Genomic DNA, 15,938 nt, shown 5'->3' on the forward strand with positions numbered 1-15,938 from the left:
GCCCGGGTGACCCGAGATCCCGGGTTCGGCGCGACGGAGATCGTGCGCCGTCGCTCAGGCGTCCGGGATGCTCGTCACCGTCGTGAGCAGGAACGCGGAGTCCTCGATCGCGCCCACGGCGTGCCGCTCGTGCGTGAGGACGCGCAGCTCGCCGGTGCCCAGCTCGACGTCGCCCTCGCCGAGCGCCGTGACGCGGACGCGACCGCGCAGCACCTGGATCGACGCCGCGGGCGGGGAGTTGTGCTCCCCGAGCTCGACGCCCGCGCGCAGCGCGAGGATCGTCTGACGCAGGGGACCGTCGTGCAGCACGACCTCGGCGCTGCGCCCGTTCGGGGCGGTCCGGGCGTGGGTGAGGTGCGCGTCGGTGAGAAGGTCGACGTTCGTCATCGGGGCTCCGACCTGTCGGGGGAGCTCCATCATGCCGCGCCCGGCGTCGCGGTGCCCGTCCCGGTGGCGCGGTGCCCGTCCCAGTAGCGCGCCGTGGTGGTGATCCGCGGCGCCGTCGGGAAGAGTGACGGTCATGCAGGTCGTCTCCGGATTCTTCATCGGGCTCGTCGGCGTCGTCTCCACGGTGGTCATGCTCGTGCTCCTCGCGGCGACGGCACGCCGTGTCATGGGGGCCGCGGTCGGCTGGATCCGTTCCGCCGTGGTGGCGCTCGCGATGCTCACCGTCACGTCGTGGGTGCTCACCAACGGCCTGCTCGACGTCGGCTGGTCGCGCCCGGACGGGACGCTCACCGTCGCGCCCGGCGTCGCGCTCGTGGCGATCGTCCTCGCGTTCGCCTGGGCGTTCGTGCTGGGGCTGTGCGTCCTGCTCGTGCTCGAGCTGCTGATACCGACCGGCTCGGTGCCCGGCCCGTGGCGCGCGCTGCGGGGACTGCGCCAGGGGCGTCGCGAGACCCGGCGGTACGCGCAGATCCTCGCGATCGGCGTCCGGCACGGCCTCGGCGGGGCGCTCACGCGCGGCGCGCGGCAGCCCGACGGGTCCCGGCTCTCGCGCACCGACCAGCGCCGCCAGGCCGCCGCGCTGCGCGACGCCCTCAGCGACGCGGGCGTGACGTTCGTGAAGTTCGGCCAGGTCCTGTCGACGCGCCGCGACCTGCTCCCCGCCACGTTCGCCGACGCCCTGGCCACGCTCCAGAGCGAGGTCCCGCCCGCGCCGTGGCCGCAGGTCGAGGCTGCCGTCGTCGACGCGCTCGGGCAGCCGATCGACGAGGCGTTCGCGGAGTTCTCGCCCGAGCCGCTCGCGTCGGCGTCGGTCGGGCAGGTGCACGCGGCGCGCCTGCTCGACGGGCGGGACGTCGTGGTCAAGGTCCAGCGCCCCGGGGCGCGGGCACAGGTCGAGACGGACCTGGCGATCCTCGGTCGGCTCGCGCGCCGCATCGAGCGCGACACCGCGTGGGGGCGCTCGCTCGGCGTCGTCGACCTCGCGGACGGCTTCGCGGCCTCGCTGCGCGAGGAGCTCGACTACACCGTCGAGCTGGAGAACACGCTCGCGCTGCGCGCCGCGCTCGCGCGGGGTGCTGTGGGGGAACCGCTGCCGGACGCCGACGGCGCCGAGCCGACCGCAGGGCCGCGCGTCCGCGTCCCCGAGGTCTACCCCGAGCTCTCCGGCACGACGCTGCTCGTCATGGAACGGCTCGACGGCGTCCCCGTCGGCCGTGCCGCGGACGTCCTCGCGGGCCTGGACGACGCCGTGCGCGCCGACCTCGCGTCCCGGCTCCTCACCGCGACGCTCGAGCAGGTGCTCGTCGCGGGCACGTTCCACGCCGACCTGCACCCCGGCAACGTGCTCGTCACCGACGACGGTCGCCTCGGCCTGCTCGACATGGGCTCCGTCGGACGCCTCGGCGAGCCCGAGCGCCTGGCGCTCGCGGCCGTGCTGCTCGCGGTCGACGCCGACGACGCCGTCGCCGCGACCGACGCCCTGCTCGAGCTGCTCGACGCCCCGGCGGACCTCGACGTACGCCGCCTGGAGCGCGCTGTCGGGCAGGTGATCGTGCGGTTCCGCGGCGCCGGCGCGAGCGGCGCGATGTTCACCGCGCTGTTCCGGCTCGTCACCGACGCGGGGCTCGCCGTCCCCTCGCAGGTCGCCGCCGCGTTCCGCACGTTCACGTCGCTCGAGGGGACGCTGCGCCTCATCGACCCCGGGTTCGACCTCGTCGCCGGGGCCCGTGCGACCGCGCAGCCGCTCGTGCGGCGCGTCGTCACGCCGGAGGGCCTGCGCGAGCGCGCGACGAGCCTCTTCCTCGGCCTCGCGCCCGAGCTCGAACGGCTCCCGCGGCGCCTCGCCAAGATCACGAGCGACGTCGAGGCCGGGCGGCTCACCGTCAACGTCCGGTCGTTCGCCCACCCCGACGACCGCGCGTTCGTCACCGGCCTCGTGCAGCAGGTCGTGTCCACCGTCATCGCCGCCGCAGCCGTCGTGGCGGCCGTCGTGCTGGTCTCCGCGGACTCCGGACCCGAGCTCGTCGAGGGCCTGCGCCTCTTCGCCGTCCTCGGCGCGGCGCTGGGGTTCGTCGGGACCGTGCTCGCGGTGCGCGTCCTCGTCTTCGCGTTCCGGGGCGCGGCGACGGGAGGCCGCCGGCCCTGACGCTCAGGCCGCGGGCGTGGCGTGCATGCTCGCGTACGTCCCGCCGGCGGCGACGAGCTCGTCGTGGCTGCCGACCTCGACGACGCGGCCGTGGTCCATGACGACGATGCGGTCGGCGCCGCGGACGGTGGAGAGTCGGTGCGCGACGACGAACGTCGTGCGCCCGCGCATGAGCCGCCCGAGCGCCTCCTGCACGAGTCGTTCTGACGTGGTGTCGAGCGCGGACGTCGCCTCGTCGAGGACGAGCACGCGCGGGTCGCGCACGAGGGCGCGGGCGATGGCGAGGCGCTGGCGCTGTCCGCCGGAGAGGCGCCCGCCGCGCTGGCCGATCACGGCGTCGAGGCCGCCCATCTCGGTGACGAAGTCCCACGCGTTCGCGTCGCGCAGGGCCCGCTCGACGGCGGCGTCGGTGAGGTCGGGGCTGCCGTAGGTGACGTTGTCGCGGACGGACCCCTCGAAGAGGATCGACTCCTGCGGCACGACGGCGAGGAACCGGCGGTAGGAGCGCAGGTCGACCGTCGCGGTGTCGACACCGTCGACCAGGACGCGCCCCGACGTCGGCGCGAGGAACCCGATGACCATGTTGAGCACGGTCGACTTGCCCGACCCCGAGGCCCCGACCAGGGCGACGGTCTCGCCGGGCCGTGCCGTCAGGGAGAGGTGGTCGACCGCGAGGGCGGGCTCCTCGCCCGGGGCGGGGACGTCGTCGTACGCGAACGTGACGTCCTCGAACGCGACGCGGCCCTCGACGTGGTCGAGGACGCGCTTGCCGGCGTTGCGCTCGACGTCGGGCTCGCCCAGCACCTCGCCCATGGACCGCACGGACTCCAGGCCCTTCGTGATGATCGGCGCGAGGCTCAGCAGCCCCGTCACGGACGCGGTGAGCGTGACGAAGTAGCTCGACAGCATGACGACGTCGCCGGGGGACACCGCGAACGTCTGCGTCCACGCGACCCACGCCGCGCCGACGAGCCCCGCGACGGAGAGCACCTGGAACACGATCCAGGACAGCGCGCCGAACCGGCCGTTGACGACGTCGAGCCGGATCCCGGCCTCGCGCACGCGGTGCAGCACCGAGCCCATGCGGTCGAGCTCGCGCTCCTCGAGCGCGTGCGCGCGGGTCACGGGGATGAGGTGCGTCATCTCGGCGACGCGCGCCGACATGTTCTCCACCTCCGCCCGGAACGCCGCGTTGCGGGTGGTCATGCGGCGGCGCATCGCGACGACGAGCCATGCTGCGGCGGGCACCGTGAGGGCGAAGACCACGAGGAACTCCGGGACGCGCACGGCCGTGAGCACGACCGCCCCGACGAGCGTCGTGAGCGCGGCCATGCCGGAGTCGAACGTGGTGCGCGACGCCTCGACGACGTTCTCGACGTCGCGCACGATCTTGGCCTGGAGCACGCCCGCGCTCACGCGGCGGTGGTAGCCGATCGAGAGCTCCTGGAGCCGGCGCGAGAGCGCCATGCGCAGCCCGTTCTCGACCGTGCGCACGGCTGTCGAGAGCCACCGCACGTAGAGCGTGTGCAGCGGGAGGTTCTGCGCGACGACGGCGAGCATGATCGCGCCCGTGATCCACAGCTCCCGCAGCGGCCGGTGCTCGACGACGACGTCGATGACCGTCGCGGTGAGCGCCGGGATCACCCACACGGGCGAGTGCTTGACGGCGAACGCGAGCGCCGCGGCGGCGAGCCGCCCGCGCTGGGGCGCGAAGAGCCGGGTGACGGTGCGGACGGGTCGGGAGCCGTCGTAGGTGTCCTCGATCTGCACGTGCTACATCGTCCACCTCCGGGGCGGGCGGCGTCGAATCGTTTCGAGGGGCGAAACCCTCAGCCGTCGTGGGTGCCCGAGGGGTGCGTCGCGTCCGGGGGCCGGACGACCGTGACCGGGCAGTGCGCGTACTCCACTGCGTGCCGGCTCACGGACCCGAGCAGGAGCCGGTCGAACCCGCCGACGCCACGGTTGCCGAGCACGAGCCGCTCCGCGTGCGACGACGCCTCGATGATCCCCTTCGCCGCGTGCACGTGCTTCACGCTGCGCACCACGCGGTCGTCGGGCAGGTCGACGGCCGCGGCCTCGAGCGTGGCGTCGAGCTTCTGGGAGGCGAACTTCTCGTAGTCGTCGATCGGCGGCGTCCACCCCCACGAGTCGGGGAGCGGCGCGAGCGACACGATCTGCCAGTAGAACAGGGCCTCGAGCGTCGCGCCCGTGCGCCGCGCGACGTCCGCGCCGTGCCGCAGCGCCTGGACCGACGTGGACGACCCGTCGACCCCGACCACGACAGGCCGGGCGTGGTCGTGCCGCACGTCGGGCGTGCCGCGCACCACGGTCACCGGGACCGTCGCGTGCTGCACGACGGCGGTCGGCACCGACCCGAGGACCATGCGCCCCAGGCGGCCCCGACCGCAGCGCCCGACGACGAGCAGGTCCGCGTCGTCGCCGTCGCCCGGGTCGGGCCGCACGTCGTCCTGGACGGGCTGGGCGGTCCCGGGCTGGGCGAGGGCGAGCAGGACCGCCGCGGGGCTGCCGCGCTCGGCGAGAGCCGTGGCCGTCACCGCGTCCGCGGCGAGGCCCGTGCGTGCTCGCGCGGCGTCCAGCCACTCCTGGACCAGCGCCCGCTTCTCGTCGGCCGCCGCGTCGGGGCCGTCGCTCGGACCCTGCCGCGACTCGAACGCGAGCGCGGCCGTGAGCGGCACGCTCCGGTCCGCCGCCTCGCGCAGCGCCCAGTCGAGCGCGCCGCCGGACTCCTCCGACCCGTCCACACCGACGATCACGCCGCGCATCCCGCCACCTCCGCCCGGTCGGCCGACCGCGTCCGCCGTCGGCGTGCTGTCCCGACGCCGTCGCCCGGCGCCGGTCGTGACACGACCCTAGGCCGCGAGGCCGCGCTCCGCCCGGGACGGCCGTCCCGGATCGACGGACGAGGGTCCCTGGGCGGTCGCCGAACCCGGGGTTGGACGTCGCCCCGAGCGCCGGGTGCCGCGCAACCCCGGGTTCGGCGGCGTGGACGACTCGCAACCCCGGGTTCGGCGTCGGGCCGATCGGGGTGTCAGAACCGCGGCTCGGGCTCGTCCTGGAGGATGTTGCGCAGCGGGCGGGTCACGACGTCCACCCGCGCGAGCAGGTCGGCCGGACCCGAGACGACGAGCGCTCGGTCGTCCAGCGGGACGTACACCGCCGCGTGCTCGCGCACGGTGACGTGCAGGCACGGGCGCGCCTCGCCGTCGACCCCGAACGTGGTGCGCGTGACCGGCGCGACGTCGACCTCCTCGACGATCGCGCGCATCGCCGCGCGGTACTCCTGGTAGGAGTCGAGGAAGTCGTCGTCGCCCGGGGTGTCGGAGTGCAGCGGCGCGGCGAGCGCCCCGCTGAGGGCGGTGCGGACGATGTCCTCCGCCTGCTCGTCGTGCGCGGCCAGGACGCGCAGCGTCTCGAGGTCGAGCGTCTCGCCGGTGAACGACACGTAGGAGCGCAGGAACCGCTCCTCCGCCGGGTCGTGGGCGCCGTGCCCGGCACCGGTCAGCGTCTCCTCGTCGAGGTCGAGGCCCCACGTCAACGGGTCGTCCACCTCGGCGACGACGCCGGAGAACCGGGCGACGACCTGCTCCCACGTGGCGGGCGCGCTCGCGGACGGCGCGTCGCGCTCGTCGGCTCCCGGCGCGGCGGGGTCCTCGGGCTGCTGGTCCGGCTGGTGCATCGCTCTCGCCACCCTTCTGGCCGTCCGTGCGGGGCGCACTCCCGAGCCTGCACGGGGTGCGCGCCGCGGTCAACGTGCCGCGCGCGTGTCGGGCCGGGTGATCTGCCCACGACGGCGTCCGGCGGCCCCGCAGGTCACGGCCCGACCCCTCTTTCACGCCCCTGGCGAACAACGGCATACGGAGGGGGTGCGGCTCGTTCGAACCGCATAGAGTCAATGCGGTCAGGCTTGTACCCGTCGTCCGGCGGGCAGGTGTACGCCGCTCACGAGGAGCAGCACATGTTCGAGAGATTCACAGACCGAGCCCGTCGGGTCGTCGTCCTTGCCCAAGAAGAGGCACGGATGCTCAACCACAACTACATCGGCACCGAGCACATCCTCCTCGGCCTCATCCACGAGGGCGAGGGTGTCGCGGCCAAGGCGCTGGAGTCCCTCGGGATCTCCCTCGACGGCGTCCGCACCCAGGTGACCGAGATCATCGGCGAGGGCCAGCAGGCCCCGAGCGGGCACATCCCGTTCACGCCGCGCGCCAAGAAGGTGCTCGAGCTGTCGCTGCGCGAGGCGCTGCAGCTCGGCCACAACTACATCGGCACCGAGCACATCCTGCTCGGCCTCATCCGTGAGGGCGAGGGCGTCGCGGCCCAGGTCCTGACCAAGATGGGCGCCGACCTCAACAAGGTGCGCCAGCAGGTCATCCAGCTCCTGTCCGGCTACCAGGGCAAGGAGCCCGTCGCCGCGGGCGGCCCCGCCGAGGGCCAGCCGTCCGGCTCGGCCGTGCTCGACCAGTTCGGGCGCAACCTCACCCAGGCCGCGCGCGAGGGCAAGCTCGACCCGGTCATCGGGCGCAACCTCGAGATCGAGCGCGTCATGCAGGTGCTCAGCCGCCGCACCAAGAACAACCCGGTGCTGATCGGTGAGCCGGGCGTCGGCAAGACCGCCGTCGTCGAGGGTCTGGCGCAGGACATCGTGCGCGGCGACGTGCCCGAGACGCTCAAGGACAAGCAGCTCTACACGCTCGACCTCGGTGCCCTCGTGGCCGGCTCGCGCTACCGCGGTGACTTCGAGGAGCGCCTGAAGAAGGTGCTCAAGGAGATCCGCACGCGCGGCGACATCATCCTGTTCATCGACGAGATCCACACCCTCGTCGGGGCGGGTGCCGCCGAGGGCGCGATCGACGCCGCGAGCATCCTCAAGCCGATGCTCGCGCGCGGCGAGCTGCAGACCATCGGCGCGACCACGCTCGACGAGTACCGCAAGCACGTCGAGAAGGACCCGGCCCTGGAGCGCCGCTTCCAGCCGATCCAGGTCGCCGAGCCGTCGCTCAACCACGCGATCGAGATCCTCAAGGGCCTGCGCGACCGCTACGAGGCGCACCACCGCGTGTCCATCACGGACGCCGCGCTCGTCTCCGCGGCCACGCTCGCGGACCGGTACATCAACGACCGGTTCCTCCCGGACAAGGCGATCGACCTCATCGACGAGGCGGGCGCGCGCCTGCGCATCCGCCGCATGACCGCCCCGCCGGAGCTCAAGGAGCTCGACGAGGAGATCGCCGAGGCGCGCCGCGAGAAGGAGTCCGCGATCGACGCGCAGGACTTCGAGAAGGCCGCCGGCCTGCGCGACAAGGAGAAGCAGCTCACCGCGAAGCGCGCCGACAAGGAGAAGGCGTGGAAGTCCGGTGACCTGGACACCGTCGCCGAGGTGGACGAGGAGCTGATCGCCGAGGTCCTGGCCATGGCCACGGGCATCCCGGTCTTCAAGCTCACCGAGGAGGAGTCCAGCCGCCTGCTCAACATGGAGGACGAGCTGCACAAGCGCGTCGTCGGCCAGGAGGCCGCGATCAAGGCGCTGTCGCAGGCCATCCGCCGTACGCGTGCGGGCCTCAAGGACCCCAAGCGCCCCGGTGGGTCGTTCATCTTCGCCGGCCCCACGGGCGTCGGGAAGACCGAGCTCGCCAAGGCGCTCGCCGAGTTCCTCTTCGGGGACGAGGACGCGCTCATCCAGCTCGACATGTCGGAGTTCTCGGAGAAGCACACCGTCTCGCGGCTGTTCGGCTCGCCCCCCGGCTACGTCGGGTACGACGAGGGTGGCCAGCTCACCGAGAAGGTGCGGCGCAAGCCGTTCTCGGTCGTCCTGTTCGACGAGGTCGAGAAGGCCCACGCGGACATCTTCAACTCGCTCCTGCAGATCCTCGAGGACGGTCGCCTGACCGACTCGCAGGGGCGCGTCGTGGACTTCAAGAACACCGTCATCATCATGACGACCAACCTCGGCACGCGGGACATCGCCAAGGGCGTCCAGACCGGCTTCAACGCCGGCGGCGACCTGGTCACGTCCTACGAGCGCATGAAGGCGAAGGTCAACGACGAGCTCAAGCAGCACTTCCGGCCTGAGTTCCTCAACCGCGTCGACGACGTGGTGGTCTTCCCGCAGCTCTCGCAGACCGAGATCATCCAGATCGTCGACCTCATGATCGCCCGTCTCGACACCCGCCTGCGGGACAAGGACATGGGCATCGAGCTCACGCAGCCCGCGAAGAACCTCCTCGCGGAGAAGGGCTACGACCCGGTCCTGGGTGCCCGTCCGCTGCGCCGCGCGATCCAGCGCGACATCGAGGACGTGCTCTCCGAGAAGATCCTGTTCGGCGAGCTCAAGGCCGGCGAGATCGTCCTGGTCGACGCCGAGGGCGAGGGCCTGCTCGGGGAGTTCACCTTCCGGGGTGTCTCCAAGGGCGAGCACGACCGCGGCCCGGTGAGCGTGGGTGCGGCCGCCGCGCTCGACGCCCCCACCGGCGTCTCGGTCCGCGACCTGCCCCCGACGGGCGAGCTGCAGGCCGGCGCGGAGTGACGCACTCCTGAAACGCCTGACACACGGGCCCCGATCCTCCACCCGGAGGGTCGGGGCCCGTCGTCGTCCCGCCGAGGGAGAGCGGAGGTCGCGCGAGATAGAACCAGCGGTCGCGACGTAGAGCTCCGCGGGTACTACCTCGCGACCGCTGGTTCTCCCTCGCGGTGAAGGATGCGACGACGTTGCACGGCGTTACGTTCGTCCTCGTCGTGGGACGGGGTGCGGGTGCTCTTCCTGTGGCGTGCGCACGCTGGCACAGTCGCCCGCATGCAGACGACACCGGGGGGCCTTGTCGCCGTCCCTACCGCCGACGCCGGGCGCGTGCCCGGCCTCGCGTGTCGTCGCGCGCTCGACGCGCAGGCGTGTCGCCGCGCCGCGTGTCGTCCGACCCCGTGCCGCTGAGCACGTCGACGCACTGACCGACGGCCGCCCCGGCCGCCGTCGGGCCCACCACCGCACCTCCCGCGCACGGCTTCCGCATGCCCCGTGCGCTCTCCCCGAGAGGACTCGCCATGCCCGCACACCCGCTCGTCCGTTCCTCCGCACCGCCCGGCCGCCCGTCGGGTCGTCCGTCCGACCGGCGCCGAGCGACCGCCGTCGTGCTCGGTCTCGTCGCGCTCCTGGCGACGGGTGCGTGCAGCGCCGCGCAGGCGTCCGACGACGGACCGGCTGCGGCCGGCGCGCTCGCCCCGGACGCCGACCTGCCCACCGAGGTTCCCGAGGGCACGGTCCTGCGGATCGGCGACCCGACGACGCAGAAGGCGTTCGAGCTGGCCGGCGACGACCTCGACAGCGACTTCTCGTTCGAGGTCGAGTGGGCCAACATCTCCGGCGGCCCGGCGACGACGGAGGCGTTCCGCGCGGGGTCGCTCGACGTCGGCGCGGTGGCCGAGATCCCGCCGATCCACGCGACGTGGACGGGCCTTGACGTGCAGATCTACGCGTCGATCTACCGCGAGAACTGGGAGGACGCGCCGATCTACGAGTTCGCGGGCGCGCCGGGCGTCGAGCTCGACTCGTTGGAGGACTTCCGCGGCCACCGCATCGCGTTCAGCCCGGGCCAGGCGCAGGGCGCGATCGTGCTCAAGGCGCTCCAGGAGGCCGGTCTCACGCAGGACGACGTCGAGCTCGTCGAGCTGCCGAGCACGGGCGACGTGTACTCGACGGCGCTCGCCGCCGGTGAGGTCGACATCGCCCCGCTGGGCGGCACGCAGCTCTTCCGCTACCTGGGCACGTACGAGGCCGACGGTGCGACGTCGGTCAAGCACCACCTGCGCGACGACGCCTCGCACCTCTACGGACCGACCGAGGTCGTGCGGGACCCGGCCAAGGCCGCGGCCCTGCGCGAGTACGTCGCGGCGTGGGCGGCGGCGAAGATCTGGATCGACGAGCACCCCGAGGAGTGGAAGCAGGGGTACTACGTCGAGGACCAGGGGCTGAGCGAGGAGGACGCGCAGTACCTCATCGACCACGCGCCCGTCCCGGACATCCCGTCCGACCTCACCGAGGGCATCGAGCGCACGCAGGCGACGATCGACCTGCTCGCGACCGAGCTCGACCACGAGCCGTTCGACGCCACCGACCTGTTCGACGAGCGCTTCGGCCCCGTCGCGGGCGAGGCCGCCGCGGCGGCACGCGACGGGGGAGCGCAGTGAGCGCGGCGGTCGTCGACCGGGTGGACCTCGCGGCCCCGAGGCTCGACGCCGCACCCGCGACGACCGCGGACGTGCGCCCTCGCGGCACGCGCCTGGGGCTCGGCCGGCCGATCCCGCTCGCGGCGCTCGTCGGGGTGACGCTCCTCGTCGGCGTCTGGTCGGTCGGCTCCGCCACGGGGCTCATCGACCCGCGCGTGCTGTCCGCGCCGTGGACGGTCGTCACGACGGGTGCCGAGCTCGTCGCGAACGGCAAGCTCGGCGCGCACCTCGGGGTGTCTCTCACGCGTGCGGCGCTCGGGCTCGCGTTCGGCATCGTCGCGGGCGTCGTGCTCGCCCTCGCCGCCGGGCTGAGCCGGGTCGGCGACGCCGTGCTCGACGGCCCGATCCAGGTCAAGCGCGCCATCCCCAACCTCGCGCTCCTGCCGCTGCTCATCCTGTGGTTCGGGATCGGCGAGGAGATGAAGGTCATCACCATCGCGCTCGGGGTGTTCATCCCGATCTACCTGCACACGCACAACGGCCTGCGGGCGATCGACAGCCGCTACGTCGAGCTCGCCGAGACGGTGCAGCTCTCGCGGTGGCAGTTCGTGCGCCGCGTGATCCTGCCGGGTGCGCTGCCCGGGTTCTTCCTCGGGCTGCGGTTCGCGGTGACGGGGTCGATGCTCGCGCTCGTCGTCGTCGAGCAGGTCAACGCGACGGCCGGGATCGGCTACATGATGGAGCTCGCGCGGACGTACGGGCAGACGGAGATCATCCTCGTCGGCCTCGTGGTCTACGGCGTGCTGGGCTACTCCGCGGACCTCGGCGTCCGCCTCCTGCAGAGGAGGGTGCTGTCGTGGCGGCGCACGCTGGAGGACTGACCGTGGGGGAGGACCGCCCGACGGCGGTCGGCGCGGCCGTGCGGGTCCGCTCGCTCGTGCGGTCGTACGGGGAGAAGCGCATCCTCGACGACCTCGACCTCACCGTGGACGACGGCGAGTTCGTCGCGATCCTCGGCCGGTCGGGCTCGGGCAAGAGCACGCTCCTGCGCGCGCTCGCCGCGCTCGACCACGGGGTCGACGGCTCGGGCGAGGTCGCCGTCCCGGACCAGGTGTCCGTCGTCTTCCAGGACTCGCGGCTGCTGCCGTGGGCGCGCGTGCTGGACAACGTGGTGCTCGGGCTCGACGCCGCCGCGCGCGGCCGGGGGGCGGCGCGCGACGCGGGCCGCGCGAGCCTCGCCGAGGTGGGGCTCGCCGGGCGAGAGCGCGCGTGGCCCAACCAGCTCTCGGGCGGCGAGCAGCAGCGCGTGTCGCTCGCCCGCTCGCTCGTGCGCTCGCCGCGGCTCCTGCTCGCCGACGAGCCGTTCGGCGCGCTCGACGCCCTGACCCGCATCCGCATGCACGCGTTGCTGCGCGACCTGTGCGCCCGGCACCGCCCCGCCGTCCTGCTCGTGACGCACGACGTGGACGAGGCGATCGTCCTCGCCGACCGCGTCGTCGTGCTCGACGAGGGACGCATCGCGGCCGAGCGCCGCATCGACCAGAGCTACCTCCCCGGCGAGGCGCGCGACCCCGCCGACCCTCGCTTCTCCTTGCTCCGCACCGAGCTGCTCGACGCGCTCGGCGTGGTCCGGGACGACAGGAAGGACACCGCCGCATGACCCGCTACTCCTCCGCAGACCACCGCCCCGGCCGCCTGCACCTCAACGCGTTCCTCATGAGCACGGGCCACCACGAGGCGTCGTGGCGGCTGCCGGAGAGCGACCCGTCGTGGACGTCGACGAACATCACCCACCTGCAGCGCCTCGCGCAGATCGCGGAGGCGGGCAAGCTCGACTCGATCTTCTTCGCCGACGGCCCCGGGCTGCGGTCCGACGTCGGGCGCCGCCCGGCGGGGTCGCTCGACCCGCTCATCGTGCTCACGGCGATCGCGACCGTGACCGAGCGCATCGGCCTGATCGCGACGGCGTCGACGACGTACAACTCGCCCTACAACCTCGCGCGGCGGTTCGCGTCGATCGACCACGTCTCCGGCGGTCGGGCCGGGTGGAACGTCGTGACGACGGCGGGGCCGGACATCGCGCGCAACTTCGGCCTCGACGACCAGCCGGCGCACGCCGTGCGGTACGACCGCGCGGCGGAGTTCCTCGACGTCGCGTTCCAGCTCTGGGACTCGTGGGAGGACGACGCCGTGCTCGCCGACAAGGCCGCGGGCGTGTGGGCGGACGCGGGCAAGATCCACGCTCCCGGCCACGTCGGTCCGCACTTCTCCGTGCACGGCGCGCTCACCACGCCCCGCTCGCCGCAGGCGCGGCCGCTCATCGTGCAGGCCGGGTCGTCGGAGGACGGCAAGGACCTCGCCGCGCGCTACGCCGAGGCGGTGTTCACCGCGCACCAGACGCTCGACGACGCCCGCGACTTCTACGCCGACCTCAAGGCCCGCGCGGTCACCGTCGGCCGCGACCCGGGGACGGTGAGGATCCTGCCCGGCATCGTCCCCGTCATCGGGTCGACCGAGGCGGAGGCGCTCGCCCAGGAGCGTGAGCTCGACGAGCTCATCGTCCCGGAGTACGCGCGCGCCCAGCTCGCGAAGACGCTGCGTCTCGCGCCCGAGGACCTGCCGCTCGACCGCGAGCTGCCCGACGACCTGCCCACCGAGGACGAGATCGAGGGCGCCAAGAGCCGGTACACGCTCATCGTCGAGCTCGCGCGGCGCGAGCGGCTCACGGTGCGCCAGCTCATCGGGCGGCTCGGCGGCGGGCGCGGGCACCGCACGTTCGCGGGCACGCCCGAGCAGGTCGCCGACGCGATCCAGGACTGGTACGACGCCGAGGCCGCCGACGGGTTCAACATCATGCCCGCGGTCCTGCCGTCGGGGCTCGAGCGGTTCGTCGAGCACGTGCTGCCGGTGCTGCGCGAGCGCGGCCTGTTCCGCGAGGAGTACGAGGGCCGGACGCTGCGCGAGCACTACGGGCTCGAGCGCCCGGCCAACCGGTACGCAGGCGGTGTCGGCGCGACGTCGGACGGCACCGCGCGCGTCCTCGAGGGGGCCCTCGCGTGAGCGCCGAGCACCTCTGGTACATCCCGAACCAGGTCCGGCCGGGCCACCGCGGGGACGACACGGTCGAGGACCACAACAGCCTCGACACCCTGACGAGCCACGCGCACGCCCTGGAGCGTCACGGGTTCGCGGGGGCGCTGCTCGGGACGAGCTGGGGGCGTCCCGACACGTTCACGGTCGCGACGGCGCTCGCGGCCCGCACGACGACGTTCGAGCCGCTCGTCGCGATCCGGCCCGGGTTCTGGCGGCCCGCGCACTTCGCGTCCGCCGCCGCGACGCTCGACCACCTCAGCGGCGGGCGGCTGCGGGTCAACATCGTGTCCGGCACGGACGGGCAGGAGGCGTACGGCGACGGCGAGGCGGACCCTGCCCACCGGTACGCGCGCACGCGCGAGTTCCTGCAGATCGTGCGGCGCCTGTGGACGCAGGAGGAGGTGACGTACGCCGGGGAGCACTTCTCGGTGACCGGGTCACGGCTCGGGCCGCGTCCCGTGGCGCGCGAGGGCCGCGCGCACCCGCGGATCTACTTCGGCGGCGCGTCGGAGGCGGCCGAGCGGGTCGCCGCGACCGAGGCTGACGTCCAGCTCTTCTGGGGCGAGCCGCTCGACGGGATCGCGGAGCGCATCGACCGGCTGAAGCGGCTGAGCGCCGAGCTGGGGCGCGAGCACGCCCCGCTCGAGTTCGGGCTGCGGATCACGACGTTCGTCCGCGACACCACCGAGGAGGCGTGGGCCGACGCCGAGGCGAAGGTCGCGGAGCTCGCCGCGCGGTCGCGCGAGGGCGAGGCCTGGACCGCGCGCGACCGGGGGCGGAAGACCGCCGTCGGGCAGCAGCGCCTGCTCGACCTCGCCGCGCGCGGCGAGGTGCTCGACGACAACCTGTGGACGACGCCCGGCCGGTTCGGCGGCGGAGGAGCGGGCACGACGTGGCTCGTCGGCTCGGCGGAGGACGTCGCGAAGTCGGTGCGGCGCTACCAGGACCTCGGCGTCACGCACTTCGTCCTCTCCGACACCCCGTACCTGCGCGAGATCGAGCGCCAGGGCACCCGGCTCCTCCCGCTCCTGCGGGACTGACCGGTCACGGTCCAGATCGACCCGTGCGTCCCGAGACCGGCCCCCTCAGGGTCCGGCTCGGACGCGCGGGTCGATCTCGTTCCGGCGGGCGATCCCCGCGCGGACGCACCCCGGCCCGGAGTACCGTCCGGACGTGGATCAGAGCCAGCTCGACGACCTCGCCGCCCGCCTGCGCGCCGCGGGGTGCGTCTTCGCGGAGGACGAGGCCGCGCTCCTCGTCGCGCGGGCCGACGACGACGCGCACCTCGAGGCGCTCGCCGCACGCCGGGTCGCCGGGGAGCCGCTCGAGCACGTGCTCGGGTACGTCGACTTCCACGGGCTCCGCGTCGCCGTCGACCCCGGGGTGTTCGTGCCGCGCCAGCGCACCACGCTGCTCGTCGACGAGGCGGTCGCGCTCGGGCGGCAGGTCGCCGGGGCCGCCCCGGGTGACCGCCCGGTCGCGCTGCCCGACGGCGCACCGGACCGCGCGCACGTCCGGTCGCCCGTCGTCGTGGTCGACCTGTGCTGCGGCGCCGGGGCGCTCGGGCTCGCGACGGCGACGGACCTCGGCGCCGTGGCCGACGTCGCGCTGCACGCCACCGACGTGGACCCGGCCGCCGTCGCGTGCGCGGCGCGCAACGTCGCAGCCGTCGGAGGCACCGCCCACGAGGGCGACCTGTTCGACCCGCTGCCCGCCGGACTCCGGGGACGCGTGGACCTGCTGCTCGCGAACGTGCCGTACGTGCCGACGGCGGAGATCCCGCTGCTGCCGCGCGAGGCGCGCGACCACGAGGCGCACGTCGCGCTCGACGGCGGCGGCGACGGGCTGGACGTGCTGCGCCGCGTCGCGGCCGACGCGCGGGAATGGCTCGCGCCGGGCGGCCACCTGTTCACCGAGTCCGGCGAGCGGCAGGCCGCAGGCGCCGTCGACGTCCTCGAACGAGCGGGGCTGCGGGCGCGCGTCGTCCGCGACGAGGAGATCGGCGCGACGATCGTCGTCGGGACGCTCCCCGCCGAGACGTGAGAAGTGGCCCCCGGGACGTGCGGTTCAGGGG

12 protein-coding genes are annotated in these 15,938 nt (G+C 73.9%); 8 read left to right on the forward strand and 4 right to left on the reverse strand.

What is annotated here, in order from left to right; translation table 11 throughout:
• Nucleotides 1-54: 54 nt before the first annotated feature.
• The gene (locus JOE63_RS05710; protein ID WP_307839955.1) at nt 55-522 is read right to left on the reverse strand and encodes a hypothetical protein; all 468 of its coding nucleotides are present in this window, start codon (nt 520-522) and stop codon (nt 55-57) included.
• On the opposite strand from JOE63_RS05710, the gene JOE63_RS05715 reads away from it, so the two are divergent.
• Entirely contained in the window at nt 521-2,593 is a 2,073-nt protein-coding gene (locus JOE63_RS05715) for an ABC1 kinase family protein (protein ID WP_204539820.1), read from the forward strand. The two genes, JOE63_RS05710 and JOE63_RS05715, sit on opposite strands and share 2 nt — an antisense overlap.
• A gap of 3 nt (nt 2,594-2,596) precedes the next feature.
• Here the strand turns inward: JOE63_RS05715 and JOE63_RS05720 are convergent, their stop codons facing one another.
• From JOE63_RS05720 to JOE63_RS05730, 3 genes are all read right to left on the reverse strand, one after another.
• Nucleotides 2,597-4,363, reverse strand: a complete 1,767-nt coding sequence (locus JOE63_RS05720; protein ID WP_204539822.1) for an ABC transporter ATP-binding protein — start codon at nt 4,361-4,363, stop codon at nt 2,597-2,599.
• 59 nt (nt 4,364-4,422) lie between these two features.
• Nucleotides 4,423-5,376, reverse strand: coding sequence for a universal stress protein (locus JOE63_RS05725; protein WP_204539826.1), 954 nt, complete (start codon nt 5,374-5,376; stop codon nt 4,423-4,425).
• A 266-nt stretch (nt 5,377-5,642) separates the two neighbouring features.
• Nucleotides 5,643-6,290 (reverse strand): hypothetical protein, encoded by a 648-nt coding sequence (locus tag JOE63_RS05730; RefSeq protein ID WP_204539830.1) that lies wholly within the window; start codon nt 6,288-6,290, stop codon nt 5,643-5,645.
• 279 nt (nt 6,291-6,569) lie between these two features.
• Between JOE63_RS05730 and JOE63_RS05735 the strand changes: the two genes are divergently transcribed.
• The 7 genes from JOE63_RS05735 (at nt 6,570) to JOE63_RS05765 (ending at nt 15,907) form a co-directional block, all read left to right on the forward strand.
• Nucleotides 6,570-9,137 (forward strand): ATP-dependent Clp protease ATP-binding subunit, encoded by a 2,568-nt coding sequence (locus JOE63_RS05735; RefSeq protein ID WP_087472769.1) that lies wholly within the window; start codon nt 6,570-6,572, stop codon nt 9,135-9,137.
• Between the two features lie 512 nt (nt 9,138-9,649).
• Nucleotides 9,650-10,792, forward strand: a complete 1,143-nt coding sequence (locus JOE63_RS05740; protein WP_087471116.1) for an ABC transporter substrate-binding protein — start codon at nt 9,650-9,652, stop codon at nt 10,790-10,792.
• Nucleotides 10,789-11,652, forward strand: a complete 864-nt coding sequence (locus JOE63_RS05745; RefSeq protein WP_087471117.1) for an ABC transporter permease — start codon at nt 10,789-10,791, stop codon at nt 11,650-11,652. The genes JOE63_RS05740 and JOE63_RS05745 overlap by 4 nt, the downstream gene beginning before the upstream one ends.
• Nucleotides 11,628-12,431: an ABC transporter ATP-binding protein gene (locus tag JOE63_RS05750; RefSeq protein WP_204539836.1), complete on the forward strand. Its 804-nt coding sequence runs from the start codon at nt 11,628-11,630 to the stop codon at nt 12,429-12,431. The genes JOE63_RS05745 and JOE63_RS05750 overlap by 25 nt, the downstream gene beginning before the upstream one ends.
• Entirely contained in the window at nt 12,428-13,831 is a 1,404-nt protein-coding gene (locus tag JOE63_RS05755; protein ID WP_204539839.1) for an LLM class flavin-dependent oxidoreductase, read from the forward strand. The genes JOE63_RS05750 and JOE63_RS05755 overlap by 4 nt, the downstream gene beginning before the upstream one ends.
• The gene (locus JOE63_RS05760) at nt 13,828-14,904 is read left to right on the forward strand and encodes an LLM class flavin-dependent oxidoreductase (RefSeq protein WP_204539842.1); all 1,077 of its coding nucleotides are present in this window, start codon (nt 13,828-13,830) and stop codon (nt 14,902-14,904) included. The genes JOE63_RS05755 and JOE63_RS05760 overlap by 4 nt, the downstream gene beginning before the upstream one ends.
• Before the next feature lie 133 nt (nt 14,905-15,037).
• On the forward strand, nt 15,038-15,907 hold the full coding sequence (locus tag JOE63_RS05765) for a methyltransferase (RefSeq protein WP_204539845.1): 870 nt from the start codon (nt 15,038-15,040) through the stop codon (nt 15,905-15,907).
• Nucleotides 15,908-15,938: the final 31 nt, after the last annotated feature.

It is taken from the genome of Cellulosimicrobium cellulans, assembly GCF_016907755.1.
Lineage (GTDB): Bacteria > Actinomycetota > Actinomycetes > Actinomycetales > Cellulomonadaceae > Cellulosimicrobium > Cellulosimicrobium cellulans_D.